Origin of the sequence: Pseudomonas sp. Pseusp88 (genome assembly GCF_047303955.1) — a bacterium.
Lineage (GTDB): Bacteria > Pseudomonadota > Gammaproteobacteria > Pseudomonadales > Pseudomonadaceae > Aquipseudomonas.
Window position 1 is genome coordinate 103,879 of sequence record NZ_JBGLYM010000020.1, and the last position, 25,178, is coordinate 129,056.

The following is a 25,178-nucleotide window of genomic DNA, read 5'->3' on the forward strand; positions in this document are numbered from 1 at the left end:
CTATCCTCGCTCCCAGTTTTCTGGGTGGGCTAAAGGCCACTATTACGGCTGAGAACAAAGTCTCATTCCCGCTGTCCTATCGCTCGGCCCCTGCCATATGGGCCAATGACTGCTATATAGTCAGCACCCTCCCTAAACCGTTGCCGATTGAGTGCCCCATGTTCAACAAAGGATTGTTTCTGGCTTGCGCGCTTGCGCTGCTCAGTGCCTGCGATTCCTCCACCCCCGATAAACCCGCTGCTGCTGCGACGCCGAACACTCAGGCAACGGTCGCTACGGCGAGCAAGCCCAAGCCTGCTGTCGATCTGCCGGCACTGGCCAAGCGTTATGCCGGCCGTGAACTGAGCGTGATCGACGTCTCGGAAATTCAGGTGGACGGTGCCAGCACCCTGTCGGTGAGTTTCTCCGCGCCCCTGGACCCGGAGCAGAAGTTCGCCGAGAAGCTGCATCTGGTGGACAGCAAGGATGGCAAGGTCGACGGTGCGTGGGAGCTGTCGGATAACCTCATGGAGCTGCGTCTGCGTCATCTGGAGCCCAAGCGCAAGCTGGTGCTGACCGTTGATGCCGGGCTGGTTTCGGTGAACAAATCCAAACTGGCCGCCGAGTACATCAGCCGCCTGGAAACCAAGGACCTGCAAGCCACCGTTGGCTTCGCCAGCCGTGGCAGCCTGCTGCCGACCCGTCTGGCCGAGGGCCTGCCGGTGATTGCGCTGAACGTCGACAAGGTCGAGGTCGAATTCTTCCGCATCAAGTCGGATGAGCTGCCGACGTTCCTCAATCAGTGGGAAGGCTCATCGAGCATTTCCAGCTATGCCTCCGAAGATCTGCTGACCATGGCCGAGCTGGTCTACAGCGGCCGCTTCGACCTCAAGCCTGCGCGCAACACCCGGGAAACCGTGCTGCTGCCCATCGGCGGGATCAAGCCCCTGCAAGAGCCGGGTGTGTACCTGGCGGTGATGCGTGTGGCCGGTGGTTATACCTACACCTACCCGGCGACCCTGTTCACCCTCAGTGATATCGGTATGTCGGTGCACCGCTACGCCAACCGCCTGGACGTCTTCACCCAGGCGCTGGAAGGCGGCAAGGCCATGAGCGGCGTCGACGTCGATCTGTACAACAATGCCGGTGCCGTGGTCGGCCAGGCCAAGACCGACAGCACCGGTCATGCGCAACTGCCAGTAGTGGCCAATACCGCGCTGATTCTGGCCCATACTGGCGACCAGACCACCATGCAGCGCCTCGACGGTTCGGCGCTGGACCTGGCCGAGTTTGATATCACTGGCCCGCAATCCCATCCGCTGCAGTTCTTTATCTTCGGCCCGCGCGATCTTTATCGTCCCGGCGAGACCGTACTGCTCAACGGCCTGTTGCGCGACAACGATGGCCGTGATGTGAAACCGCAGCCGATCACCGTCGAAGTGCGCCGCCCGGACGATCAGGTCAGTCGCAAGTTTGTCTGGGAAGCCGACAAGTCCGGTTTCTATCAGTACCAGCTGCAACTGGCCGAGGAGTCGCCAACCGGCCGCTGGCAGCTGGTGTTCGACCTGGGTGACGGCAAGCCGCAGATCTATGAGTTCAAGGTCGAGGATTTCCTCCCCGAGCGCATGGCTTTGGATATCAAGGGCAGCGATACGCCTGTAGCGCCGGCCGATGCTCCGGTATTCGAGATCAAGGGTCGTTACCTCTACGGCGCCCCGGCCTCGGGCAATACCCTGACCGGTCAGCTTTACCTGCGTCCGCTGCGTGAAGCGGTGGCCAGTCTGCCGGGCTATCAGTTCGGCTCGATCACCGAGGAAGATCTCAAGCAGGACCTGGACATCGAAGCCAGTACCCTGGATGCCAACGGTGAGTTGGAACTGTCCCTGGAAAGCACCTGGGGCAAGGCCAAGTCGCCGCTGCAACTGATCCTGCAAGCCAGCCTGCAGGAGTCCGGTGGCCGTCCGGTCACCCGTCGTGTGGTGCAGCCGGTATGGCCAGCCGAGCAACTGCCGGGCCTGCGTCCGCTGTTTGGCAAGAGCGCCGACGATGACGACGATTACTACGGTTCGGCCAAGGGCGAAGCCCAGACCGATGGCGACGGCCCGGCCGAGTTCGAAGTGCTGGTGGCCGATGCCGCCGGTAACAAACTGGCTGCGGACAACGTCAAGGTGCGTCTGGTACGTGAGCGCCGCGACTATTACTGGAACTACTCGGAGAGCGATGGCTGGAGCTATCACTACAACGAGAAGTACCTGAACCTCGACGAACAGACGGTTTCGATCAAGAAAGACTCCACCGTCAAGGTCAGCTTCCCGGTCGAGTGGGGCCCATACCGCGTCGAAGTGGAAGACCCGCAGACCGGTCTGGTCAGCAGCCTGCGCTTCTGGGCCGGCTACCGCTGGCAGGACAACACCGATGGCGGCGCCGTGCGTCCCGATCAGGTCAAGCTGGCGCTGGACAAAAAATCCTATGCCGATGGCGACACCGCCAAGGTCACGGTCACACCGCCTGCCGCAGGCAAAGGTTATCTGCTGATCGAGTCGAGCGAAGGCCCGCTGTGGTGGCAGGAAATCGACGTGCCTGCCGAAGGCAAGACCTACGACATCGCGCTGGACAAGAAATGGGCGCGTCATGACCTCTACGTCAGCGCCCTGGTGATTCGTCCGGGCGAGCGTAAGGCCAATGTCACGCCGAAACGCGCCGTGGGCCTGCTGCATCTGCCGCTGGATCGTGATCAGCGCAAACTGGCGGTGAGTGTCACTGCACCTGAGAAAATGCGTCCCAAGCAGCCGCTGAAAATCAAGGTGGCGGCGAAGAACGCCGATGGCAGCGTCCCGAAAGACGTGCATGTGCTGGTGTCCGCCGTGGACGTGGGCATTCTCAATATCACCAGCTACCCGACTCCCGATCCGTTCAGCGCCATGTTCGGCCGCAAGGAATATGGCGTCGATCAACTGGATGTCTACGGTCAATTGATCGAAGCCGGTCGCAACCGTATCGCCACCCTGGCCTTCGGTGGTGACGCCGCGTTGGCCAAGGGCGGCAAGAAGCCCGACACCAGTGTGACCATCGTTGCCCAACAAGCCTTGCCGGTGACCCTCAATGAACAGGGTGAAGGCGAAGTCAGCGTGGATATTCCGGACTTCAACGGTGAAGTGCGGATCATGGCCCAGGCCTGGACCGGTGATCACTTCGGCATGGCCGAGGGCAAGACCGTAATTGCCGCACCGATCGTGGCCGAGCTATCGGCACCGCGCTTCCTCGCTGGTGGCGACCAGACCTCCGTGGCCCTGGACCTGTCCAACCTGACGGACAAGGCGCAGAAATTGACGGTGAGCGTCAGTGCCGAAGGTCAGTTGGCTATTGCGAATGGCAACCAGTCCCGCGTCGTGCAACTGAACAAAGGCCAGCGCACCACCCTCAAGGTGCCGGTGCAGGCCCTGGGTGGTTTTGGCCAGGGTTCGGTCAAGGTGTTGGTGGAAGGTCTGGTATTGCCGGGCGAGACACTGCCGCCGTTTAACCGCGAGTGGAAAATTGGTGTGCGTCCGGCCTATCCGGCGATGCTCAAGCACTACCGCGCGGCGCTCAAGGATGATGTCTGGAGCCTGCCTGATGGCGCTCTGGATGTGTTCGAGCCGGCCGGTCGCGAGGCGATGTTCTCGGTCTCGAGCCGTCCGCCACTGAACCTGGGCGAGCAGATCCGTGCCCTTAAAGCCTATCCATACGGTTGCCTGGAGCAGACCGCCAGTGGCCTGTACCCGTCCCTGTATGCCGATGCCGCGACCCTCAAGCGTCTGGGCATCAAGGGCGAGCCGGATAACGAGCGCAAGCGCAAGGTCGAACTGGGCATCGAACGCCTGCTGGGCATGCAGCGCAGCAACGGCAGCTTCGGCCTGTGGGGTTCCGACAGCGAAGAGGAATATTGGCTGACCGCTTACGTCACTGACTTCCTCATGCGTGCCCGTGACCAGGGCTATGCCGTGCCGCCGGATTCCCTGAAGAAAGCCAACGAACGTCTGTTGCGTTACTTGCAAGACGCCAATCAGGTGCAGATCAACTACAGCCGCAACGTCGAGCACAGCCGCTTTGCCGTACAGGCGTATGCCGCGCTGGTCCTGGCCCGTAGCCAACAGGCGCCTTTGGGTGCCCTGCGCAGCCTGTTCGACCGTCGTACCGATGCACGCTCCGGTTTGCCGCTGGTGCAGCTGTCGATTGCCCTGGACAAGATGGGTGACAAGCCGCGCGCCGATCAGGCGCTGCTGGCAGGGCTTGCCGCCCAGCGCAAGTCTGGCGAGTGGCTGGCCGACTACGGCAGCTCCCTGCGTGATCAGGCGCTGATCCTGGCTTTGCTCAACGAAAACAACCTGGCCGCGGACAAGCGCGATGACCGTCTGTTTGCCCTGGCGGATGAGGTAGCGGCCAACCGTTATCTCTCCACTCAAGAAAGCAACGCCCTGTTCCTCGCCGGTCGTGACCTGCTGAACAAGCCTGAGAAGGCCTGGGCGGCGAAGCTGGTCAGCGGTGCCCAGAGCTTCGATCTGAGCAACAATCAGACAGCGGTCAAGCTCGACGGCGATAGCCTGGCGGCTCCGATGACCCTGCAGAACCAGGGCAGCGACACGCTCTATCAGCAGATGACGATTTCCGGCTATCCGGTGCAGGCGCCAGCGCCTGGCGGCGAGAACCTGGAGATCAGCCGCGAGTACCTGGGCGTGGATGGCCAGCCGCTGAACCTCAATGCGCTGAAGAGCGGTCAGCTGGTGCTGATCCATACCGCGATTCGCGCCAAGGAGCGGGTGCCGGATGCGTTGGTGGTTGACCTGCTGCCTGCCGGTCTTGAGCTGGAAAACCAGAACCTGGCGCAGAGCTCGGCCAGCCTGGAAGATGCCAGCGAGTCGGTGAAAAGCTGGCGCGAGTCCATGGAGAACGCCAACATCAAGCACCAGGAATACCGTGGCGATCGTTATGTCGCGGCCCTGGACTTGAACGGCAGCACCACGGTGAACCTGGTCTACCTGGCCCGCGCCGTGACCCCGGGTGTCTACCGCGTACCGCCACCGCAGGTTGAATCCATGTACCGGCCGAACTGGCAGGCACTGGGTGCGACACCGCCGCAGTTGGTGGTCAAGGCCAAGTAACACCGATACCCCCACACGACGCAGGTTGTGTGGGGGTGATGGTGGGGGAATTGAGTTAACGTGGGAGCGGATTTATCCGCGAAGAGGCCCGTACATCCAATGAGTTTCTGTTGTGTGTAATGCCGTCTTCGCGGATAAATCCGCTCCCACAATTGTTTCATTCAGGTGTATTTGATTCAGACGTTGCTTAATGCACCACCCAACTCATGACCCACAACCCCAGCGCCAGCCAGATGATGCCCATGATGATCGAGGCGCGCATGAACGCGCGGATGGCCGAATAAAGCAGAATCAGGCCGATGATCAGCGCGGCGATGCTGATCAGCGAGGTGTCCATGCCCAGTGTCCGGGACAGGCCCTCGATAAAGTTGCTGCCGGCATGGGTGAACCCATGGAACAACCAATCCAGCCCGTCGACCACGAAGCGGATCACCGCACCGATGGCCTGGCCCAGCCCTTCGAAAAAGCCTTCTACCTGCATATGTGCGTCCTGATCAGTGTCATGAAAAAACGGTTTTCAGAGCTTTGGCTATCACGTGCCATCACGAGTTCCGTGGAGCATAGAGGTTCTGCGTGGTGATTCCCGGATTTGTTGCGCGCGGGCTGCCGCTCTTGCGTCGTTTTGGCCGCCGCTTGTGGGGCCGTCGCCTTGAGCCAAAGACCTGGCGCCAGGGCCTGGCATTGCTGTTGCGTCGCGCCGCGCTCGGCCTGTTACTGCTGCTTGCACTGTTGTGGCTGGCTGATCGCCTCTGGCCGTTACCGCTGCCCAAGGATGATTTGGCGCGAGTGGTCCTGGCAGAGGATGGCACGCCGTTATGGCGTTTTGCCGATGCCAATGGTGTGTGGCGTTATCCGGTCAGCCGCGATCAGGTTTCACCCTATTATCTGGAAGCGCTACTGACCTACGAGGATCGCTGGTTCTACAGCCATCCGGGGGTCAACCCGCTGGCGCTGCTGCGGGCCACCTGGCAGAACATGCACGGCGCCCGGGTGGTCTCCGGCGGCAGCACCCTGTCGATGCAGGTGGCGCGCTTGCTCGACCCCCACTCCCGCACCTTGCCCGGTAAGCTGCGCCAGTTGTGGCGCACGATGCAACTGGAATGGCATCTGTCCAAGGACGAGATTCTCGGCATCTACCTCGACCGGGCGCCGTTTGGCGGCACCCTGCAAGGCGTGGCGGCGGCCAGCTGGGCGTATCTGGGCAAGTCCCCGGCGCAGATGACCCGTGCCGAAGCCGCCTTGCTCGCGGTGCTGCCCCAGGCACCGAGCCGCCTGCGCCCCGATCGCCATCCCAAGCTGGCCCAGGCCGCCCGGGACAAGGTGCTCAGACGCCTTGCCGAGTTCAACGTCTGGCCGCAGCAGGCGGTCAGCGATGCCCTGGAAGAGCCACTCTTGCTGGCGCCGCGTCAGGAGCCAAGCCTGGCACCCTTGCTGGCCAGACGCCTGAACCGGCCTCGCAGCCCGACGCTGATCCGCACCACCCTGGATGCGGTGCTGCAACGGCGTCTGGAAGACCTGATCCTCGGGTGGCGCGCGCGCCTGCCGGAACGCACCTCGGCGGCGATTCTGGTGGTGGAGGCAGAGAATATGGCGGTGCGTGCCTACGTCGGCTCAGTAGATATCAACGACGTCAAACGCTTCGGCCACGTCGATATGGTCAGCGCCCTGCGCTCGCCCGGTTCGACCCTCAAGCCATTTCTCTACGGCAAGGCCATGGATGCCGGGCTGATTCATTCCGAGTCGCTGTTGCAGGACGTGCCCCGACGCTTCGGCGACTACCGCCCCGGCAACTTCTCGGCAGGGTTCAGCGGGCCGGTGGCAGCCAGTGCAGCACTGTCCCAATCGCTCAACCTGCCTGCCGTGCAACTGCTGGAGGCCTACGGGCCCAAGCGTTTTGCCGGTGAGCTGCGCAACGGCGGCGTGCCCCTGACCCTGCCGCCCCTGGCGCAGCCGAGCCTGGCGCTGATCCTCGGTGGCGGCGGCAGTCGCCTGGAAGACCTGGTCGGCGGCTACAGCGCCTTTGCCCGTGGCGGGCGCAGTGCCGATATACGCCTGCAACCGGACGATCCCCTGCGTGACCGGCCAATGATGTCGCCGGGGGCGGCGTGGATCATTCGCCGGATTCTCAGCGGCCAGTCCCGCCCTGACCTGGATACCCACGCCGACCTGGTACAACGCCCGCAACTGGCCTGGAAGACCGGTACCAGCTACGGCTTCCGCGATGCCTGGGCGATTGGCGTCGGGCCGCGCTTTATTGTTGGTGTATGGATCGGTCGCCCCGATGGCACTCCGGTGCCAGGGCAGTTCGGCCTGGCCTCGGCGGCACCCTTGATGATGCAGGTTCATGATGTACTGGTGAACCGCGACAGCCAGCGCAATATTCTCGCGCCGATCCAGCCGATGCCGATGAACGTCGGTGTCGCAGCGATCTGCTGGCCGTTGGGGCAGACCATGAGCAAGACCGATCCCAACTGCCGTCGCCAACGCTTTGCCTGGACCCTGGACGGCACCACGCCGCCAACCCTCATGCCGCCCGAACAACCATTGGGTTTGGGGCTGGAAGAGAAGGTCTGGGTCAATGAACAGGGTTTGCGCGTGGCCTCGGATTGCCCAGGTGCGCAGTTGCGTGAGGTCGCCCTATGGCCTTCGGCACTGGAACCGTGGCTACCGCGCAGCGAACGTCGCGATGCCCGCCTGCCCGCCAACGACCCGAACTGTCCGCCTCAGGCACTGGGGCTGGCGGCGCCGTTGGTCATCGTCGGCGTGCGCGATGGCGATAACCTGCGTTTGCCGGTCGGCAGTCGCCAGGCCCTGCGCCTGAAACTCTCCGCCTTGGGTGGCAGCGGTCGGCGCTGGTGGTTTATCGATGGCAGCCCCATGGCCGATACCGCCAACCAGGACTTCTTCAGCCCGACCCTCAGCCGCCTGGGCCGCTACCAGTTGAGCGTGCTCGACGAAAGCGGTCAGACGGCGCGGGTGGAGTTCAATGTGATCGACTAATCGCTGCGGTGATTAGCTTTGTGGGAGAGTCTATGTTTGCTTTAAAGCCAGAGCAGCCCCTTCGGGGATGAATCCGCTCCCATAGATCCGACGATATGCACGCACTACTGTGGGAGCGAATTCATTCGCGAAAGCGGTATTCAAGTCGTTGAAGACGCGTTGGATGTACCGGCCTCTTCGCGGATGAATCCGCTCCCACAATGAATCTGCTTGAGTCGATCAGGCCGCACGCGCCTCTTCCAGCGCGGCTTCGGACAACTGTCGCTTGTGCCGTGCTGCATAGTTCTCCGCCATCACCGAGCAGACGATCAACTGCATTGGGTGGTAGATCATGATGGGCAGCAGAATCAGGCCCAGCCCCGGATTGTTGCCGAAGATCAACGCCGCCATGGGCGCCCCTGCTGCCAGGGATTTCTTGCTGGCGCAGAACACTGCGGCAACCCTGTCGGCATGGTTGAAGCCCAGAGCGCCAGCGGTGCGGGTGGTCATGAACAGGATCACGGCGAGCAGGATAGCACTGCCGATAAACGCCGTAAGGATCACGCTGTTGCCCTGGGTCTGCCACATGCCCGAGACCATGGAGTTGCAGAACGCCGCGTAGACCAGCAGCAGGATCACCACCTTGTCGACGATATTGGTGTAGCGCTTGTGCCGGGCAAAGAACTTGCCCAGCCACGGCCGCACCAGTTGGCCCAGCACCAGAGGCAGCAGCAACATGGCGCACAGATCGAGCAGGGTCGAACCCAGGTCGATACCGCCCGCGCCGGTACCCACTACCAGGCTGCACAGCCATGGCGTGATGAAAATCCCGAAGACGCTGGACAGGCTGGCATTGAGGATCGCCGCCGGCACATTACCGCCTGCGCTGCCGGTCAGGGCCACGGACGAGGAAATGGTCGAGGGCAGGGCGCACAGGTAGAGGAAGCCGAGCATCAGCAGCGCCGGAATCTGGTTGCCCAAAAGCTTGTCGCAGATCAGCCAGATCAGGGGGAACACCACGAAAGTGAAGCCCTGAACCATGATGTGCAGGCGCCAGTTCTTCAGGCCATGGCTGATCTGTTCACTGGACAGGTTGACCCCGTGCAGGAAGAACACCAGGAACACCCCGCCGTTGATCACGTATTCGGCATGCATGCCGCCGCCGCTCGCGCCGAAGCCGGGGAAGAAGTACGCCAGCACGGTTGCCAGCACCATGCCGCAGAGGAACCAGTCTGTGACGACGCGCTTGAGGTGTTTGAGTGCTTGCATAGAAAGACCGGATGCTTGTTTGTAAAGAAGGGTGTCAGCAGGCTAACCTGTCTGACGATTTCCGTCTTGCGACATAAGGCCAAGCGATGCCGACTAACGGACAACCTGACTTACGGCGTGCTGACGCGCAGCGGCAGATTCCGGCCCTCAGCGAGCTGCCGCGTCCGCTGTATGCCCGGGCCGAGAGCCTTGGGGTCGGGTCGTGGACGCCGCCTCATCGTCACGATTGGGGGCAGTTCTCCTACGCGATCAGTGGCGTATTGGGTGTGCATACTGCGCAGGGCAGCTTTTTCGCGCCGCCTCAGTGGGGCGTCTGGATTCCGCCGGGGCTGGAGCATCAGGTGGTCACGTCGATGCAGGCGGAAATGCGCAGCCTGTATGTGCGCGAAGAAGATGCTGCCTGGGCGTCACCGGGCTGTCAGGTGCTGGAAGTCACGCCCCTGGCCCGGGAGCTGATCAAGTCCTTTTGCCTGCTGCCGGTCGATTACCCGTTGGGCAACAGCCATGAGGAGCGATTGGCGCAAGTGCTGCTTGATCAGCTGGCGCGCCTGCCCCAGGTCGGTTTCTCCCTGCCGCTGCCGCGTCATGCGCGCTTGCTCGGTCTGTGCAACGAACTGATCGAAAGCCCTGGCAAGCCAGTCAGTCTGCAAGACTGGGCCGAGCGTATGGGCGTGTCGGAAAAAACGTTGATGCGACTTTTTCAGCGGGAAACCGGTCTGAGCTTTCGCGGCTGGCGGCAGCGGGCTCGATTGCTGTCTTCGCTGGGGGCGCTGGAAAACGGCGAGAGCGTCACCAACACGGCGCTGAGCTGTGGTTACGATTCCACCTCGGCGTTTATTGCTGCTTTCAAAGGCCTGTTCGGCTTTACCCCGGGTGAGCTGTTTCGTCAGTAACAGTTTGTCGTGAATGGGCACGAAAGCTGCTTTGTCCGTTGTTACAGCGGCTTTACTGACGTAATCCGGGCTGATCGATAATCAACCACTACTCGCTGGCATTGGATTGCCGTATAACGAGCAACGATCGCGTGTTTGGCAACGAAGGACCCACAATAAAAGCTGATGAAGACTCCTAAACGCATTGAACCCCTGATCGAGGACGGTCTGGTTGACGAGGTGCTGCGCCCGCTCATGAGCGGTAAAGAGGCAGCTGTTTATGTGGTGCGCTGCGGCAAAGAGCTGCGGTGCGCCAAGGTTTACAAGGAGGCGAACAAACGTAGTTTCCGTCAGGCGTCGGAGTATCAGGAAGGCCGCAAGGTCCGTAACAGTCGGCAGGCCCGGGCCATGGCCAAGGGTTCCAAATTTGGTCGCAAAGAGACCGAAGATGCCTGGCAGAACGCCGAGGTCGCGGCGCTGTTTCGGCTGGCCGGTGCGGGTGTGCGGGTCCCCAAGCCATATGACTTCCTTGAAGGCGTATTGCTTATGGAGATGATTGCCGATGAGGACGGCGATGCTGCGCCGCGTCTGAATGACGTGGTGCTGGAGCCGGATCAGGCACGTGAATATCACGCTTTCCTGATCCAGCAAATCGTGCTGATGCTGTGTGCCGGTTTGGTGCACGGTGACTTGTCCGAGTTCAACGTGCTGCTCGCCCCGAGCGGGCCGGTGATCATCGACCTGCCCCAGGCAGTGGACGCGGCAGGCAACAACCACGCCTTCACCATGCTGGAGCGTGACGTCGGCAACATGGCTTCCTATTTCGGCCGTTTTGCACCGGAGTTGAAAGACACTCGTTACGCCAAGGAAATGTGGGCGTTCTACGAGGCCGGGACGCTGTCGCCTGCGACTGTCCTGACCGGTCTGTTCGATGATCCGGAAGAAATCGCCGATGTTGGTGGTGTACTGCGGGAAATCGAAGCGGCGCGCCGCGACGAAGAACGTCGTCAGGCGGCTCGTGCTGCCGACGACGAGCCCGCCAGCAAAGTTGCCGAAGAGCCGCCTCCGCCCTGGATGCAGTGATCTTCGCTGTTATCTCGCCGGGTTTTCATCAACCGGCGTGATGACCGCTCGTCGGTCTGGCGGCACCTCTTGCGCGGGCGCCCGGACCAATGTGTATCAACTCCAACAAGAGGATGCACATCATGATCAAGACCAAACTGACTGCCCTTACCCTTGCTGGTCTGCTTGCTGCCGCCAGCGTTCATGCTGCCGACTCCACTGGCCCCACCGATCCGGTAGACACTAACGGCCCACGTTCGGGCAGTTCGAGCATGGGACAGAACACCGACGGCTCCACCCCTGCACCCAAGACTTCCACTCCCGGCACCAAAGGCATGACCAATAGCGGTACTGATGGCAGTACCAGCACCGGGCCATCCACCAAAGGTGGTTCGAGCGCCGGGACCAGTAATTCCAGCGACAGTAAATAATTTGAGTCCAAATCAGGGGATGAATCCTGTGGGCGCGAATTCATTCGCGAAGGCGGTATATCAGGTGACAAACATGCGTCGACTGTGAGGACCTATTCGCGAATGAATTCGCTCCCACTCAATTCACACCCCTCTTGCTAAATATCTGTCGCACAACACCCACCCGATTCCAGATCCTTGAGGATCGGGCAGTCAGGCCGGTGATCGCCGTGACAGTGCTCGACCAGATCCTGCAAGGTGTCGCGCAGGGCGGCCAGTTCGCTGATCTTCTGATTCAGCTCGACGATATGCTGCCGGGCCAGGGCCTTTACATCGGCACTGGCGCGCTGACGGTCCTGCCATAAGGCCAGCAGCTTGCCGACTTCCTCCAGTGAGAAGCCCAGATCCCGCGAACGCTTGATGAACGCCAGCGTGTGCAGGTCATCGGCGCCGTACAGGCGATAGCCGCTGTCGGTGCGATGGGCAGGCTGCAACAGTCCGGTGGATTCGTAGTAGCGGATCATCTTGGCGCTCAGGCCACTGCTTTTCGCTGCCTGGCCGATATTCATGGTCGTTCTCCCTGTTCTTCGGACAACTCTTTGGGCTTCCAGGTCTTGAGCAGCAAGGCGTTACTCACCACGCTGACGCTGGACAGGGCCATCGCCGCCCCTGCCAGCACCGGGTTGAGAAAACCGAAGGCTGCCAATGGGATGCCAATCAGGTTATAGACGAATGCCCAGAACAGATTCTGGCGGATCTTGGCGTAGGTGCGTCGGCTGATATCCAGTGCCGCAGGGATAAGCCGTGGATCCCCACGCATCAGGGTGATGCCCGCTGCGTGCATGGCTACATCCGTGCCACCGCCCATGGCGATGCCAATATCGGCGGCGGCCAGGGCCGGAGCATCGTTGATGCCGTCGCCGACCATGGCCACGACATTATTGGCCTTGAGGGCCAGAACGGCGGCGGACTTGTCGGCAGGCAGCACTTCGGCGTGCACGTCTTCAATACCCAAGGCTTGGGCGACGGCGCGGGCACTGCCCTGATTGTCACCCGTCAGCAGATGGCTGCTGATATTTCGCTCAGTCAATTGCCTGACCGCCTCGGCGGCACCGGGCTTGAGCGTGTCACCAAAGGCAAACAGCCCAAGCACGCGGGGCTGGCTGTCTTGCTCGATGAGCCAGGACAGGGTGCGCCCTTCGGCTTCCCAGGCGTGTGCCGAGTCGGCGAGTGTGGCCATGGCCAGGCCGCTTTCATCCAGCATTCGGCGATTGCCCAACGCCAGCGAGCGACCGTTCACCGAGCCTGCGATTCCGCGTCCGGTCAGGGCCTGACTGCTCTGCACCCTGGCCAGTGGCAGATGGCGCTCCTTGCAGGCATCCAATACAGCCTTGGCCAAGGGATGCTCGCTGCCTTGTTGCAGGGCTCCGGCCAGTTGCAACAGCAGGTTTTCATCACCGTCCAGGGCGGCGAAATGGGCGATGCGCGGAGTGCCCGAGGTCAGGGTGCCGGTCTTGTCGAACACCACTGCCGTGACTTCATGGGCGCGTTCCAGGGCTTCGGCATCCTTGATCAAAATGCCGAATCTGGCGGCAACACCGGTACCGGCCATGATCGCGGTCGGTGTTGCCAGGCCCAGGGCGCAGGGGCAGGCAATCACCAGTACGGCGACGGCGTTAATGATTGCGCTTTCCAGTGCGGCGCCCACCGCCAGCCAGCCGATCAGAGTCATCAGCGCCAAAACCAGCACGGTGGGCACGAAGACCTGGCTGACTTTATCCACCAGTTTCTGAATCGGCGCCTTGCCCGCCTGGGCGTCCTCGACCAGGCGAATGATTCGTGCCAGTACGGTTTCAGCACCCAGTGCCAAGGTTCTGACCAGCAGACGACCTTCGCCATTAATGGCGCCGCCGGTGACTTTATCGCCAGTCTGCTTGGCGACGGGCAAGCTTTCGCCGCTGATCAAGGCTTCGTCGGCATGACTTTGGCCTTCGACCACTTCACCGTCCACGGGGAAGCGTTCACCGGGTTTGACCAGCACTAGATCGTTGAGGCGCAGGGCGCTGATGGCAACGTCATGTTCCTGGCCGTCGATCACCTGAATGGCCCTCTCCGGACGCAAGGCTTCGAGGGCGCGGATGGCGCTTGCGGTCTGGCGCTTGGCCCGGCTTTCCAGATATTTGCCCAACAGGACCAACGCGATGACCACCGCCGAAGCCTCGAAATAGAGGTGCGGCATGCTGCCCGGCGCTGCCACGGCCCACTCGTACAGGCTCAGGCCATAACCGGCGCTGGTGCCGAGGGCGACCAGCAGATCCATATTGCCCTCACCGGCCCGCACCGCTTTCCAGGCGGCAACGTAGAACCGCGCGCCAAGGATGAACTGCACAGGCGTCGCCAGGGTAAATTGCACCCAGGATGGCAGCATCCAGTGCAGGCCGAATGGCTGCAGCAGCATTGGAATGACCAGAGGCACGGCCAACAGCAAGGCCAGGATCAGGGCGTAACGTTCATGCGTCAGGCGCCGGTGCTGATCGTCGGCGCTGGTCTTGGCGTCTTGCAGCAAGGTCGCGCCGTAACCGGCTTTTTCCACTGCGCCGATCAACAACGCCGAATCGACACCACCCTGGGTTTCGACGTGGGCCCGCTCATTGGCCAGGTTGACGCTGACGCTTTTGACACCGGGGACTTTGTTCAACGCGCGTTCGACCCGACCCGCGCAACTGGCGCAGGTCATGCCGCTGATGGGCAGGTCGAAAGTGGCGGGCTTGAGCATGGAGGGTACTCCCTGAAGGCTTGATACCTACAGGATCAACCTTGCCATATGGGCAAGGTCAAGCACCACCTTATCAATACCCCAGAGAGGCAGGTTTGAGGTACAGGCCGTTGAGGTTCTGGGCGATGCGGAATTTTTGAATATCGCCAGCCTTCATGTGTATCACGCTGCGTTGCTGTGCTTCCAGACCTTGCCCGCAACCCGGAGCCTGCCCAGGGAGCAGACGCAGGCGTACCGAGATATCACCGGCCGGTAGATTGAATGAGGTGGATTGTTCCTGGAACAGGCGAGCGGCCAGCTCATCCTGAATGTAGATGCCGATTTCGCATGAAGTCGGGACTTCCAGGCGTTCGCGGGAAATGATCAGGACACCGTAATCCTGATCCGCCTGTGCCCAGGCGCTGCTGACCAATAATCCGAGGATGCCGACGACGCGCAATGCTGACCAGCGCATGGCTGATACTCCTGCTTTAGACCGTAAAGATGCAGCTTGGCGCAGGCACGTGACGAATGCCAGCCCGGCAGAGAAAAGAGAAACTTGACCTTGTCACGATGGCAAGGTTGAACATGCCTGTCGTCACCTTTGTTAGCTGAATGGAAGGAGTAGCACATGCAACGTTTCAATGTTCAAGGCATGACCTGCGGCCACTGCGTCAAGTCCGTGACCCAGGCGATCAAGAATGACGACCCGGCGGCAGATGTGCAGGTCGACCTGGCCAGTGGTGTGGTGCAGGTCGAGAGTGCGCTGACGGCGCAGCGGGTCAGTGAGTTGATTCGTGAGGAAGGTTACGAAGTGCAGCTCGCCTGAGCACCGTCGATTCGGTAAGAGCCAACTTATTGGCGAGAATGGGAGGAGAGAGTTTTTGGGAGCGAATTCATTCGCGAAAGCTTTATTCCGGGCACCGCCAATGTGTTGGATGTATTGGCCCCTTCGCGGATGAATCCGCTCCCACAGCGTTTGTGTAGGCGTTGATGTGTATCCGTCGCGAGTTTTTGATAGCTGCCTAATTAATTTTCAAGAAATCTCCAGAAACACCCGCGTGGGGCATTAAACTATCCAACTGCCCGCAAAGACTGTTCTGGATACCCGATGAACCTGCGAACGATCCTGATCCTTGGTGCCCTGAGCGCCTTCGGCCCTTTGGCCATCGATTTCTACCTGCCCGGTTTTCCGGCCATGGCCCTGGCCTTTGGTACCGATGAAAAGCACGTGCAGCTGACCTTGGCATCGTACTTCCTCGGCCTGTCTCTGGGGCAACTGGCCTATGGACCGGTGGCGGACCGCTTTGGACGGCGGGTGCCTCTGTTGGTAGGGGTGACGCTATTTACCCTGGCATCGCTGGGCTGTGCGTTCGCGCCGAGTCTGGACTGGCTGATCGCCGCGCGCTTCGTTCAGGCGCTGGGTGGCTGCGCAGGCATGGTGCTGTCCCGGGCGATTGTCAGCGACAAATGCGATGCCGTGCAGTCGGCCAAGGTGTTCTCTCAGTTGATGCTGGTGATGGGGCTGGCACCGATCCTGGCACCGATGCTGGGTGGCGTGCTGGTCAATAGTTACGGCTGGCAGATGATCTTTCTGTCCCTGACCGGCTTCAGTGCCCTGAGCCTGTTATCGATTGCTCTGGGGCTGCCGGAGAGCATGCCGGCCAGTCATCCGCGTCAACCCTTGTCGGGCGCGCTGGGGCAATATAAGCAGTTGCTCAGTGACCGGATTTTCCTCGGCCATGCCTTGACCGGCGGGATCGCCATTGCCGGGATGTTCTCCTACATCGCCGGTTCGCCTTTTGTCTTTATCAAGCTGTATGGCGTGCCGCCCGAGCATTACGGCTGGTTCTTTGGCAGCAACGCGGCGGGGTTCATTCTGGTGGCTCAGGTTAATGCGCGGCTGCTGGGCAAGAGCGGCCCGGCACTGCTGCTGTCCCGAGCGGTGTGGATCTACGTGCTGGCGGCCCTGGCGTTATGGGCGGTGGCCAGTGTGCACACCCAGTCGCTGTGGCCGTTGCTGGTGCCGTTGTTCATCTGCATCGCCAGCCTGGGCTGCATTATCCCCAACTCTTCGGCCTGCGCCATGAATGGTCAGGGCAAGCGTGCGGGCAGCGCCTCGGCCTTGCTCGGCTGTCTGCAATTCAGCGTGGCAGCGGGCGCGGCGGCATTGGTCGGCGTACTGCATGACGGCACGGCAGTGCCCATGGCGATGGTCATCAGCCTGTGCGGCGTGCTGACCGTAAGCATCAGCGTGTTGACGCGGCGGTTGCAGGGCAAGCGGGATGAGAGGGTGGCAGAGGTGACGTTGTAAAGAAGCAGCGTTAACTAAAGTGGGACCGGCTTTAGCCGGGAAGGCATAGGTAAGATCGATACATTTCCAGCGTCTGTCTTATGTCTTCCCGGCTAAAGCCGGTCCCACAAACTGTCTTAGAAGCCTTCCAGCACTATCTTGCCCTTGGCCTTGCCGCTCTCCAGCAAGGCATGGGCACGGCGCAGGTTTTCGGCGTTGATGGTGCCGAAGTGCTCGCCGAAGGTGGTCTTGAGTACGCCGGCATCGATCAGCTCGGCAACCCGGTTGAGCAGGTTATGTTGCTCGGTCATGTCGTCGGTCTCGAACATCGACCGGGTGTACATGAACTCCCAGTGCAGCGACAGGCTCTTGCGCTTGAGCTTGCGCACGTCCAGAGCGTCCGGGTCGTCGATCAGGCCGAGCTTGCCCTGGGGCTTGAGGGCTTCTACCAGCTGGTCGAGGTGATCCTGAGTGTTGGTCAGGCTGGCGACATGGGTGACGTGGTTCAGGCCGCTGCGTTTGAGTTCTTCGCTCAACGGCTGGCTGTGATCGAGGACGTCATGGGCGCCGAGTTCGCGAACCCAGGCGGTTGTTTCCGGACGTGAGGCGGTGCCGATGACTTTCAGGGCGGTCAGTTGTCGTGCCAGTTGGGTCAGAATCGAACCGACACCACCCGCCGCGCCGACGATCAGCAGGCTCTGCTTCTGATCGACATTCCCCTCAGCAACCTGCAAGCGCTCGAACAGCAATTCCCAGGCGGTAATGGCAGTCAACGGCAGGGCGGCGGCGTGGGCGAAGCTCAGAGACTTGGGCATATGACCGACGATGCGCTCATCCACCACATGCAGCTCGCTGTTGGCGCCGGGGCGGATCAGGGAGCCGGCGTAAAACACCTTGTCGCCCGGCCGGAACAGGCTGACTTCGCTGCCCACGGCTTTGACGATCCCGGCCACGTCCCAGCCCAGCACCTTGGCCTGACCGTCTTCGGGCTGCACGTTCTTGCGGATCTTGGTATCGACCGGGTTGACGGAGATGGCCTTGACCTCAACCAACAGGTCACGGGGGCCAGCGACTGGTTCTGGCAGTTCGATATCTTGCAGGGCGGCGCTGTCGCTGATGGGCAGAGCGCTGTAATAGGCAACGGCTTTCATGACGGGTCCTCTGAGTTCAATGGTGTCGGGTAGTCAGGCGACGAGGTTCAGGCGCTTGATTTCGAAGTGTGCGAGCAGTTCGCCTGCGGCGGTGCGGAACGCCTGGATATGCGCGGTGCCGTCATGGCTTTGCAGGGCTGCGGCATCGACCCAGCGCTCGAACATGTAGAAGCCTTCAGGGCTTTCCAGGTCCTGATGCAGTTCGTAGGTAATGCAGCCGGGTTCCTGGCGGGTGGCCTGGACCAGGGTTTCCAGGTGTTTCTGCAGCGCGGCGGCCTGACCGGGTTTGGCGATAAGGGTGGCAATGACAACGAGAGGCTGGGACATGTGGACTCCTGAGGCGCAAAGGCATGGGATTCGATGGAGAGCATGATTAGCTATTTCTCTTGCAGATAAAACCGGTTAAAACCTTAGGCTCTTTCAATGCTTTTTTGATAATCGGCTGATCAATGCTGCGTTTCGATGATTTGCAATTGTTCGTGCGGGCGGCGGACCTGGGCAGTCTGTCCGCTGCCGCGCGGGTCATGGACCTGTCCCCGGCGGTGGCCAGTGCCGCGCTCAAGCGTCTGGAGCTGCAACTGGGCTCGCGCCTGCTGACCCGTTCGACCCGCAGCCTGCGCCTGACCGTCGAAGGCGAAGGTTTCCTGCAGTATGCCCGCGCGTCCCTGGGCAGCCTCGATGAAGGCCGACGCCTGCTGGCCAGCAGCCAGGATCAATATCAGGGTGTGCTGCAACTGTCGGCGCCCTCGGATTTCGGGCGCAATGTGCTGCTGCCCTGGCTCGACGAATTTCAACGGCAGTACCCGAATCTGAGTGTGCGTTTGTTGCTGGGTGACCAGAATGCCGACCTGTTCCGTCAGCCGGTGGACATTGCCCTGCGCTACGGCGAGCCGGAAGATTCAAGCCTGGTGGCCTTGCCGGTGGCGCCGGACAATCGTCGGGTGCTGTGTGCCTCGCCGGATTATCTGGCGCGACACGGCGAACCGCAGCATCTGGAACAACTGGCTCAGCACAACTGTTTGCTGTACCGACTCGGCAACCGCGTTCATGACCATTGGCTGTTTCATGATGGCAAGCGTGAGGTCGGCCTGTCGGTGCAAGGCAATCGCTTCAGTGACGATGCCGACGTGGTCCGGCGTTGGGCGGTGGCGGGGGAGGGGCTGGCCTACAAGTCCTGGCTGGATGTGGCTGCGGATGTGCAGGCCGGGCACTTGAAAATACTGTTGCCGCAACTGCAGGGCGAACGCTCGCCGTTGAATATCCTCTGCGCCCATCGGGCTCAATTGAGTCAGCCGGTCAATGCCTTGCGGGACCTGCTGAGGATTCGCTGTGAGGTATTGGCGCGCGATTACCCCGGTCAGGTTCATAAGGAAAGCTGAATAGTTGCGGTGGCAGCGTTGAAGAATCGGCCTACAGATACTTCGGAAAAGCATGTGCAAAAACGTCTTTTTTGATGACGAAAAGGCACGCTCATTGCGCGGGCTTGTTGGTTTTAACCATCCGTTTTTGACTTTTCAGGAGTGTGAATTCTGCGTCCGGCTTTCGGAATTTTTCTGCGCTTGGGCTGCAAAGCAGGATATAGCGCGGTTTCGCCTGACTCGACCCGGTTTCAGGCCCACTGCGCAGCGAATCTTGTGTCTGCGGGATTTATACACTGCGCCAGCTCGCAACGCCGCCGTGCCTATTTGTTTATCGGGGAACCAACGAACGCAAAGCTTATACTGGCCGCCTAAAGTTGGATCCACATTAACCAGTCCGCTTGCCATATCGCTCATCGGGAGGCTGGCTGAGCTGGAGTCCACCTCGATCAACGGATGACCGCGCACATGCGCGTACGTCATTGCATTGGGACGATTGATTCAACAGGGAGTGAATACATGGAATATGCACCTGGCATCAGCCAGATCGCGACGCTGCTGGCTGACCCCAAGCGCAGTGCGATGATCTGGGCCTTGATGGACGGCACCGCACGACCCTCTGACGAACTGGCCTTGCTGGCCGGACTTTCCACGGCGTCGGCAGGCGCTCATCTGGCGCGCCTGGCTGCGGGTGGTCTGCTCAAACAGGAAGCTCGCGGGCGCAAGCGCTTCTTCCGCCTGGCCGCTCCTGAAGTCGGCGCGGCCGTGGAGGCCCTGGCCAGTGCTTCGCTGGTGCGGGCTGATCAGGTCAGCCGCAGCGTCGCCCAGCCGTTGCCGCCCTTGCCGCTGCGGCGCGTCGGGGTGTGCTGTGACCATCTGGGCGGCGAGATGGCAGAAGAGTTGTACCAGCGCCTACTGAATTCGGGCTGGATCGAGCAGCAGGAGTCCGGCCTGGGTGTCACCAGCATCGGCGTCGCGCGCTTTGCCGAGCGCGGGATCTATATCCCGGCCCTGGCCCATCGCAAGGTGGAAACCGTCTGCGTCTGCCCTGAAACCAATGACATCGGCCTGCATCTGGGCGGTGCGCTGGGGGCCGGGCTGCTGCAATTGTTCATGCAGATGGGCTGGCTGCGGGCCACGGAAGACTACGGGCAGTTACAGGTGTCTTCCAGTGGCCAGCGGGAAATCAGCCGGATCGCCTCGGCAGCCTGAGCCGAGGCATTGGCTCAGGGCTTGACCAGGCGTGCGTCCAGACTGTTCTGGGCCAGGCGCCGGGCCTGATCCTGGGTCATGCCCAGATGGGTGTGCAGGGCATGGAAGTTCTCGGTGACATAGCCGCCAAAGTAGGCCGGGTCATCCGAGTTCACCGTGACCTTCACCCCACGCTCGAGCATGTCGAGGATGTTGTGCTGAGCCATATCGTCGAACACACAGAGTTTGGTGTTGGACAGCGGGCAGACAGTCAGCGGGATCTGCTCGTCGATGATCCGCTGCATCAGGCGCTCGTCTTCGATGGCTCGCACACCATGGTCGATGCGCTGGATCTTGAGCAGGTCCAGGGCTTCCCAGATGTATTGCGGCGGGCCTTCTTCCCCGGCATGGGCCACGGTCAGGAAACCTTCGTTGCGGGCGCGGTCGAAGACCCGCTGGAACTTGCTCGGTGGATGGCCCATCTCCGAACTGTCCAGGCCCACGGCGACAAAGGCATCGCGGAACGGCAGCGCCTGGTCCAGGGTTTTCTCGGCTTGCTCTTCGCTCAGGTGGCGCAGGAAACTGAGGATCAGACCGCTGCCGATACCCAGTTGCTCGCGGCCGTCGGCCAGGGCGCGGGAAATGCCGTCGAGCACCACCTCAAAGGGAATGCCGCGGTCGGTGTGAGTCTGGGGGTCGAAGAACGGCTCAGTGTGAATGACGTTCTGTGCCTTGCAGCGCAGCAGGTAGGCCCAGGTCAGGTCGTAGAAATCCTGCTCGGTGCGCAGGACATCCGCGCCCTGGTAATACAGGTCGAGAAACTCTTGCAAGTTATTGAAGGCATAGGCCCGGCGCAGGGTTTCGACATCATTCCAGGGCAGGGCGATCTTGTTGCGCTCGGCCAGGGCAAACAGCAGCTCGGGCTCCAGCGAGCCTTCCAGATGCAGGTGCAATTCGGCCTTGGGCAGGGCATTCAACCAATCGTACATGTAGATTTTCTCATCAGGTGCAGTGTTCGGCATTCTACAGAGTGCCGCCCGCGAGCGCATGAAACCTGACCGGACGGTTCAGACTTCGGCCTCCTGCTCGCGTCGATAAGCGTAGGTATCGGCAAAGCGCGACAGCAGGAATTCAGCGCAGGTGGTCACAGGATAGCGGGCCGGATGACTTTCGCTGCGGCAGCCCGGCAGACACTCGATCAGCGTGTCGGGATGGGGCTCTGCGAAGAACGGCATCGAGTAGCGATCCATGCCCATCGGGCTGATCACCCGATGCGGCGTGGAGACGTAACGATCGTTGCTCCAGCGCGCCATCATGTCGCCGATATTCACCACGAAGGTTCCGGCAATGGGCGGCGCATCGATCCATTGTCCGCGCACATCACGCACTTGCAGACCGCCTGCGGTGTCCTGGTACAGCAGGGTGACGCAGCCGTAATCGGTATGGGCGCCTGCGCCCTGCTGTTCGGCGCAGCTGGCGGTGGCGCGGGGCGGGTAGTGGATCATGCGCAGTACACTGACTGGCGCGGCAAAGCGCTGGTCGAAAAAGTCACGTTCGATGCCCAGGGCCAGGGTCATGGCGCGCAAAAGTGTCTGGGCCAGGGCCTGCATGTCCTTATAGTGCTGCTCCATCAAGCTTTGCCAGCCGGGCAGGTCGGGGTGACGATTGGGACCGCGCAGCGGTTTGCCGGCCATGACCTCGGGATGATCGGCGGGCAGGTGCAGGCCCATGTCGAAGGTTTCTTTCAGGTCGCTGGGCAGGCTGGGGTCCAGTTGCTCTGTAGCAACGGCGCCATAGCCGCGATGATGGCGGCTCTGGGTGATGTCGATCTTGAGCTTTTCTTCCGGCGCCTGGGCGAAGAACGAGCGCGCCTGGGCCTGTACCGCTTCGATGCGCTCGGCGCTGATCGGGTGACCCTTGATATAGAAAAAGCCCCACTCGCGACAGGCACTGTCGATCTGCCCGGCGACGGTTTGCCAGGCTTGCTCGTCGGTGCTGTAGAGCGGGGTTATGTCGATGATGGGGAGTCGGTTCATGCTGCGCTCGTTCATTTTCGGGGCTGATGTGGGACCGGCTTTAGCCGGGAATATGCCTTCCCGGCTAAAGCCGGTCCCACGGATGAAACACGGAGAGTGCCTTTATCTACTTCGGCAGATCCGCGGTGATGCCTTCCACGTAGTAATTCATCGAAGCCAGTTCAGCATTGGTCGCCGTCGTCCCCGCCGGGATTTTCACAGCGCCGCTCTGGTCCTTGATCGGGCCGGTGAACGGGTGCATTTCGCCGCTCTTGATACTGGCGATGATTGCCTCGGCTTCGCTCTTCACGTCAGCAGGCACCACGTCGCTGATCGGTAGTTCGACGGTGCCGTCACTGAGCCCGCCCCAGAAGTCCTGGGATTTCCAGGTGCCGTCGATCACGCTCTGGGTCGCCTTGATGTAATGCGGGCCCCAGTTGTTGACGATGGAGGTCAGCACCGACTTGGGTCCGAAGTGCGCCATGTCCGAGGCGTAGCCGACGGAATACACACCACGGCGTTCGGCCGTCTGGATCGGGGCCGGGCTGTCAGTGTGCTGGAAGATCACGTCCACGCCCTGATCGATCAGGGCGTTGGCGGCGTCGGCTTCCTTGCCCGGGTCAAACCAGGAGTTGACCCAGACCACCTTGATCTCGGTGCCCGGGTTGTACTTGTTCAGGGCCAGCTGGATGGCGTCGATATCGCGGATCACTTCCGGGATCGGGAAGGAGGCGACGTAGCCGATCTTCTTGGTCTTGGTCATCTTCGCCGCGAGGAAACCGCCGACGTAGCGACCCTCATAGGTCTTGGCCAGGTAGGTGCCCAGGTTTTTGTCCTGCTTGTAGCCGGTGGCGTGTTCGAAGGTCACCTTGGGGAATTGCTTGGCGACTTTCAGCGTCGGGTTCATGTAACCGAACGACGTGGTGAAAACCAGGTTGTAACCGTCCTTGGCCATATTGCGGATCACTCGCTCGGCGTCGGCACCTTCGGGCACGTTCTCCACGTAGTTGGTAGTCACCTTGTCGCCGAGGGCGGCGGCCATGGCCTTGCGGCCCTGTTCGTGCTGATAGGTCCAGCCGTGGTCACCGATAGGGCCGATGTAGACGAAGCCGACTTTCAGCGGGTCGGCGGCAACAGCCATCAGGCTGGAGCCCAGGCCGATCACGGCAGCCATTGCACACAACAGCTTCTTCAGCGGACGACGTGGGTGAGAGGTGGAATGCATCGGGTCGAGCTCCTTGTGGTCTTGTTGGCGGCGCCGGCAAATCGGGCTGTCCAACCAATGCAAAAAACTGACCAACAGGACAAGTAATGGCGTTTGACGGTCTCGCGCGGCTTGCGGCGCATGGCACACGACACGTGACAGTGCATGGCCGAGTGCACTTGCTGTGAACTGGTGCAGCGATAGTGGCAATTGAAACCTTTAGACTACCCTGCGCTCTACAGGCGCTGGATGTACAACACATGGACCGGAAAAGGCAGGCAATGGGCTCTCTACTCAAGCAAGAAAAGTTTCTGCTGTTGGCGATTGCCGCAGCCTTCATCGCATACCCGCTTGAACACATGTTGCTGTCCCATGGTCAGGGCGTTGCCCTTATCTCCGGGATCGTGCTGGTGCTGGCGATCATCTGCGCGTCGATGCGCGTGGCCCACCACGCCGAGTTGCTGGCGGAAAAAGTCGGCGATCCCTACGGCACCATGATCCTGACCCTGTCAGCGGTGCTGGTGGAGGTGGTGATCCTGGCGATCATGATGAGCAACGAGGCCTCGCCCACTTTGGTGCGGGACACCATCTATTCGGCGGTGATGCTGGACATCAACGGCATCCTCGGCCTGGCCGCGCTGATGGGCGGCTTCAAGCATGGCGAGCAGCCCTACAACGACGATTCGGCCCGCACCTACAGCGTGATGATCCTCACGGCGGTGGCGGTGTCCATGGTAGTGCCGGAGTTTGTGCCCGAGGCCAAATGGAAGCTGTATTCGATGTTCACCATCGGCGCCATGGTGCTGCTGTACACGGTGTTTTTGCGTATGCAGGTCGGCCCGCACAGTTACTTCTTCAGTTACAGCTATCCGCAGAAGCATCACGGGGAGCAGTCGGGGCATGAGGAAGATCCCGTCAACCTCAAGCTGTCCATCGGCATGCTGGTGCTGGGTATTGTGGTGATTGGTGCCCTGGCGGAAGTCATGGCCAAGACCATCGATCTGGGCCTGCAAGGCAGCGGTGCGCCGCCGGTGTTGGCTGCGGTATTGGTGGCGACCATTTCCGCCGCGCCGGAAATCCTCACCGCCTTGCGCGCAGCCCTGGCCAATCGCATGCAATCGGTGGTCAATATCGCCCTCGGTGCTTCGCTGTCCACGGTGATCCTCACGGTGCCGGTGATGGAAGCCATGGCCCTCTACACCGGCCAACCCTTCCAGATGGCGATGACTCCGGTGCAAACCGTGATGATCTTCGTCACCCTGCTGGTCAGCGCGATCAACCTCAATGACGGGCAGACCAACGCCATCGAGGGCATGACCCACTTTGTGCTGTTTGCGACGTTCATCATGCTGTCGCTGATCGGGCTCTGAATGCATATTCTGTGGGACCGGGGTTTTGCCGGGAGGGAAATACCCGCGAAAACCCGGGCCCCAAAAGTTGCCCCGGTTGAATTAATTTGGTGGGCCCACGCGTGAGCGCCCCAAAGTGCAGCGCCCCCCAAA

Annotated in this window: 20 protein-coding genes; 10 read left to right on the top strand and 10 right to left on the bottom strand. The window is 61.3% G+C overall.

Going from position 1 to position 25,178, the window contains the following annotated elements; all coding sequences use genetic code 11:
- The first annotated feature begins 158 nt into the window (after nucleotides 1-158).
- Entirely contained in the window at nucleotides 159-5,117 is a 4,959-nt protein-coding gene (locus ACCD02_RS22160; protein WP_413306568.1) for an alpha-2-macroglobulin family protein, read from the top strand.
- A gap of 187 nt (nucleotides 5,118-5,304) precedes the next feature.
- On the opposite strand, the gene ACCD02_RS22165 is transcribed toward ACCD02_RS22160, so the two are convergent.
- On the bottom strand, nucleotides 5,305-5,598 hold the full coding sequence (locus ACCD02_RS22165; protein ID WP_413306571.1) for a hypothetical protein: 294 nt from the start codon (nucleotides 5,596-5,598) through the stop codon (nucleotides 5,305-5,307).
- Nucleotides 5,599-5,792: 194 nt separating this feature from the next.
- Between ACCD02_RS22165 and pbpC the strand changes: the two genes are divergently transcribed.
- Nucleotides 5,793-8,117 (top strand): peptidoglycan glycosyltransferase PbpC, encoded by a 2,325-nt coding sequence (pbpC, locus tag ACCD02_RS22170; protein ID WP_413306628.1) that lies wholly within the window; start codon nucleotides 5,793-5,795, stop codon nucleotides 8,115-8,117.
- Nucleotides 8,118-8,336: 219 nt separating this feature from the next.
- Here the strand turns inward: pbpC and ACCD02_RS22175 are convergent, their stop codons facing one another.
- Nucleotides 8,337-9,365, bottom strand: a complete 1,029-nt coding sequence (locus ACCD02_RS22175) for a bile acid:sodium symporter family protein (protein ID WP_413306574.1) — start codon at nucleotides 9,363-9,365, stop codon at nucleotides 8,337-8,339.
- A gap of 86 nt (nucleotides 9,366-9,451) precedes the next feature.
- Between ACCD02_RS22175 and ACCD02_RS22180 the strand changes: the two genes are divergently transcribed.
- The 3 genes from ACCD02_RS22180 to ACCD02_RS22190 all read left to right on the top strand — a co-directional run bounded on the left by ACCD02_RS22180 (nucleotide 9,452) and on the right by ACCD02_RS22190 (nucleotide 11,730).
- A complete protein-coding gene (locus ACCD02_RS22180; RefSeq protein ID WP_413306577.1) occupies nucleotides 9,452-10,258 on the top strand; it encodes an AraC family transcriptional regulator in 807 nt (268 codons plus the stop codon).
- A 165-nt stretch (nucleotides 10,259-10,423) separates the two neighbouring features.
- The gene (locus ACCD02_RS22185) at nucleotides 10,424-11,320 is read left to right on the top strand and encodes a PA4780 family RIO1-like protein kinase (protein WP_413306580.1); all 897 of its coding nucleotides are present in this window, start codon (nucleotides 10,424-10,426) and stop codon (nucleotides 11,318-11,320) included.
- A 122-nt stretch (nucleotides 11,321-11,442) separates the two neighbouring features.
- Nucleotides 11,443-11,730, top strand: a complete 288-nt coding sequence (locus tag ACCD02_RS22190) for a hypothetical protein (RefSeq protein ID WP_413306583.1) — start codon at nucleotides 11,443-11,445, stop codon at nucleotides 11,728-11,730.
- Between the two features lie 137 nt (nucleotides 11,731-11,867).
- Here the strand turns inward: ACCD02_RS22190 and cueR are convergent, their stop codons facing one another.
- The 3 genes from cueR to ACCD02_RS22205 all read right to left on the bottom strand — a co-directional run bounded on the left by cueR (nucleotide 11,868) and on the right by ACCD02_RS22205 (nucleotide 14,939).
- Nucleotides 11,868-12,278, bottom strand: a complete 411-nt coding sequence (gene cueR / locus ACCD02_RS22195) for a Cu(I)-responsive transcriptional regulator (protein ID WP_413306586.1) — start codon at nucleotides 12,276-12,278, stop codon at nucleotides 11,868-11,870.
- Nucleotides 12,275-14,485 (bottom strand): heavy metal translocating P-type ATPase, encoded by a 2,211-nt coding sequence (locus ACCD02_RS22200; protein WP_413306589.1) that lies wholly within the window; start codon nucleotides 14,483-14,485, stop codon nucleotides 12,275-12,277. The genes cueR and ACCD02_RS22200 overlap by 4 nt, the downstream gene beginning before the upstream one ends.
- 73 nt (nucleotides 14,486-14,558) lie before the next feature.
- Nucleotides 14,559-14,939 (bottom strand): hypothetical protein, encoded by a 381-nt coding sequence (locus ACCD02_RS22205; protein WP_413306592.1) that lies wholly within the window; start codon nucleotides 14,937-14,939, stop codon nucleotides 14,559-14,561.
- 156 nt (nucleotides 14,940-15,095) lie between these two features.
- Between ACCD02_RS22205 and ACCD02_RS22210 the strand changes: the two genes are divergently transcribed.
- The gene (locus tag ACCD02_RS22210; RefSeq protein ID WP_413306595.1) at nucleotides 15,096-15,293 is read left to right on the top strand and encodes a heavy-metal-associated domain-containing protein; all 198 of its coding nucleotides are present in this window, start codon (nucleotides 15,096-15,098) and stop codon (nucleotides 15,291-15,293) included.
- Between the two features lie 282 nt (nucleotides 15,294-15,575).
- Complete coding sequence (locus ACCD02_RS22215) at nucleotides 15,576-16,778, top strand: multidrug effflux MFS transporter (protein WP_413306598.1); 1,203 nt, start codon at nucleotides 15,576-15,578, stop codon at nucleotides 16,776-16,778.
- A 116-nt stretch (nucleotides 16,779-16,894) separates the two neighbouring features.
- Here the strand turns inward: ACCD02_RS22215 and ACCD02_RS22220 are convergent, their stop codons facing one another.
- Together ACCD02_RS22220 and ACCD02_RS22225 are read right to left on the bottom strand one after the other, a co-directional pair.
- Nucleotides 16,895-17,908: a zinc-binding alcohol dehydrogenase family protein gene (locus ACCD02_RS22220; protein ID WP_413306601.1), complete on the bottom strand. Its 1,014-nt coding sequence runs from the start codon at nucleotides 17,906-17,908 to the stop codon at nucleotides 16,895-16,897.
- Nucleotides 17,909-17,941: 33 nt separating this feature from the next.
- Nucleotides 17,942-18,235: a putative quinol monooxygenase gene (locus tag ACCD02_RS22225; protein WP_413306604.1), complete on the bottom strand. Its 294-nt coding sequence runs from the start codon at nucleotides 18,233-18,235 to the stop codon at nucleotides 17,942-17,944.
- 122 nt (nucleotides 18,236-18,357) lie between these two features.
- Between ACCD02_RS22225 and ACCD02_RS22230 the strand changes: the two genes are divergently transcribed.
- Together ACCD02_RS22230 and ACCD02_RS22235 are read left to right on the top strand one after the other, a co-directional pair.
- Nucleotides 18,358-19,287 (top strand): LysR family transcriptional regulator, encoded by a 930-nt coding sequence (locus ACCD02_RS22230; RefSeq protein ID WP_413306606.1) that lies wholly within the window; start codon nucleotides 18,358-18,360, stop codon nucleotides 19,285-19,287.
- 498 nt (nucleotides 19,288-19,785) lie between these two features.
- A complete protein-coding gene (locus ACCD02_RS22235) occupies nucleotides 19,786-20,478 on the top strand; it encodes an ArsR/SmtB family transcription factor (protein WP_413306609.1) in 693 nt (230 codons plus the stop codon).
- Nucleotides 20,479-20,492: 14 nt separating this feature from the next.
- Here the strand turns inward: ACCD02_RS22235 and ACCD02_RS22240 are convergent, their stop codons facing one another.
- The 3 genes from ACCD02_RS22240 to ACCD02_RS22250 all read right to left on the bottom strand — a co-directional run bounded on the left by ACCD02_RS22240 (nucleotide 20,493) and on the right by ACCD02_RS22250 (nucleotide 23,697).
- Nucleotides 20,493-21,446 (bottom strand): adenosine deaminase, encoded by a 954-nt coding sequence (locus ACCD02_RS22240; protein ID WP_413306611.1) that lies wholly within the window; start codon nucleotides 21,444-21,446, stop codon nucleotides 20,493-20,495.
- Between the two features lie 78 nt (nucleotides 21,447-21,524).
- The gene (locus ACCD02_RS22245) at nucleotides 21,525-22,493 is read right to left on the bottom strand and encodes an isopenicillin N synthase family dioxygenase (RefSeq protein ID WP_413306614.1); all 969 of its coding nucleotides are present in this window, start codon (nucleotides 22,491-22,493) and stop codon (nucleotides 21,525-21,527) included.
- A 106-nt stretch (nucleotides 22,494-22,599) separates the two neighbouring features.
- On the bottom strand, nucleotides 22,600-23,697 hold the full coding sequence (locus tag ACCD02_RS22250) for a BMP family ABC transporter substrate-binding protein (RefSeq protein WP_413306617.1): 1,098 nt from the start codon (nucleotides 23,695-23,697) through the stop codon (nucleotides 22,600-22,602).
- Between the two features lie 260 nt (nucleotides 23,698-23,957).
- Between ACCD02_RS22250 and ACCD02_RS22255 the strand changes: the two genes are divergently transcribed.
- Nucleotides 23,958-25,046, top strand: a complete 1,089-nt coding sequence (locus ACCD02_RS22255) for a calcium:proton antiporter (RefSeq protein WP_413306620.1) — start codon at nucleotides 23,958-23,960, stop codon at nucleotides 25,044-25,046.
- The last annotated feature ends 132 nt before the right edge of the window (nucleotides 25,047-25,178 follow it).

What these genes read in the sequence shown, in the direction of transcription:
- ACCD02_RS22220 (WP_413306601.1), bottom strand. Translation starts at nt 17,908, where the DNA reads ATGAAAGCCGTTGCCTATTACAGCGCTCTGCCCATCAGCGACAGCGCC.
- ACCD02_RS22225 (WP_413306604.1), bottom strand. Translation starts at nt 18,235, where the DNA reads ATGTCCCAGCCTCTCGTTGTCATTGCCACCCTTATCGCCAAACCCGGT.
- ACCD02_RS22175 (WP_413306574.1), bottom strand. Translation starts at nt 9,365, where the DNA reads ATGCAAGCACTCAAACACCTCAAGCGCGTCGTCACAGACTGGTTCCTC.
- ACCD02_RS22235 (WP_413306609.1), top strand. Translation starts at nt 19,786, where the DNA reads ATGGAATATGCACCTGGCATCAGCCAGATCGCGACGCTGCTGGCTGAC.
- ACCD02_RS22240 (WP_413306611.1), bottom strand. Translation starts at nt 21,446, where the DNA reads ATGTACGATTGGTTGAATGCCCTGCCCAAGGCCGAATTGCACCTGCAT.
- ACCD02_RS22230 (WP_413306606.1), top strand. Translation starts at nt 18,358, where the DNA reads ATGCTGCGTTTCGATGATTTGCAATTGTTCGTGCGGGCGGCGGACCTG.
- ACCD02_RS22245 (WP_413306614.1), bottom strand. Translation starts at nt 22,493, where the DNA reads ATGAACCGACTCCCCATCATCGACATAACCCCGCTCTACAGCACCGAC.
- cueR (WP_413306586.1), bottom strand. Translation starts at nt 12,278, where the DNA reads ATGAATATCGGCCAGGCAGCGAAAAGCAGTGGCCTGAGCGCCAAGATG.
- ACCD02_RS22215 (WP_413306598.1), top strand. Translation starts at nt 15,576, where the DNA reads ATGAACCTGCGAACGATCCTGATCCTTGGTGCCCTGAGCGCCTTCGGC.
- ACCD02_RS22190 (WP_413306583.1), top strand. Translation starts at nt 11,443, where the DNA reads ATGATCAAGACCAAACTGACTGCCCTTACCCTTGCTGGTCTGCTTGCT.
- ACCD02_RS22165 (WP_413306571.1), bottom strand. Translation starts at nt 5,598, where the DNA reads ATGCAGGTAGAAGGCTTTTTCGAAGGGCTGGGCCAGGCCATCGGTGCG.
- ACCD02_RS22160 (WP_413306568.1), top strand. Translation starts at nt 159, where the DNA reads ATGTTCAACAAAGGATTGTTTCTGGCTTGCGCGCTTGCGCTGCTCAGT.
- ACCD02_RS22180 (WP_413306577.1), top strand. Translation starts at nt 9,452, where the DNA reads ATGCCGACTAACGGACAACCTGACTTACGGCGTGCTGACGCGCAGCGG.
- ACCD02_RS22255 (WP_413306620.1), top strand. Translation starts at nt 23,958, where the DNA reads ATGGGCTCTCTACTCAAGCAAGAAAAGTTTCTGCTGTTGGCGATTGCC.
- ACCD02_RS22250 (WP_413306617.1), bottom strand. Translation starts at nt 23,697, where the DNA reads ATGCATTCCACCTCTCACCCACGTCGTCCGCTGAAGAAGCTGTTGTGT.
- ACCD02_RS22200 (WP_413306589.1), bottom strand. Translation starts at nt 14,485, where the DNA reads ATGCTCAAGCCCGCCACTTTCGACCTGCCCATCAGCGGCATGACCTGC.
- ACCD02_RS22185 (WP_413306580.1), top strand. Translation starts at nt 10,424, where the DNA reads ATGAAGACTCCTAAACGCATTGAACCCCTGATCGAGGACGGTCTGGTT.
- ACCD02_RS22210 (WP_413306595.1), top strand. Translation starts at nt 15,096, where the DNA reads ATGCAACGTTTCAATGTTCAAGGCATGACCTGCGGCCACTGCGTCAAG.
- ACCD02_RS22205 (WP_413306592.1), bottom strand. Translation starts at nt 14,939, where the DNA reads ATGCGCTGGTCAGCATTGCGCGTCGTCGGCATCCTCGGATTATTGGTC.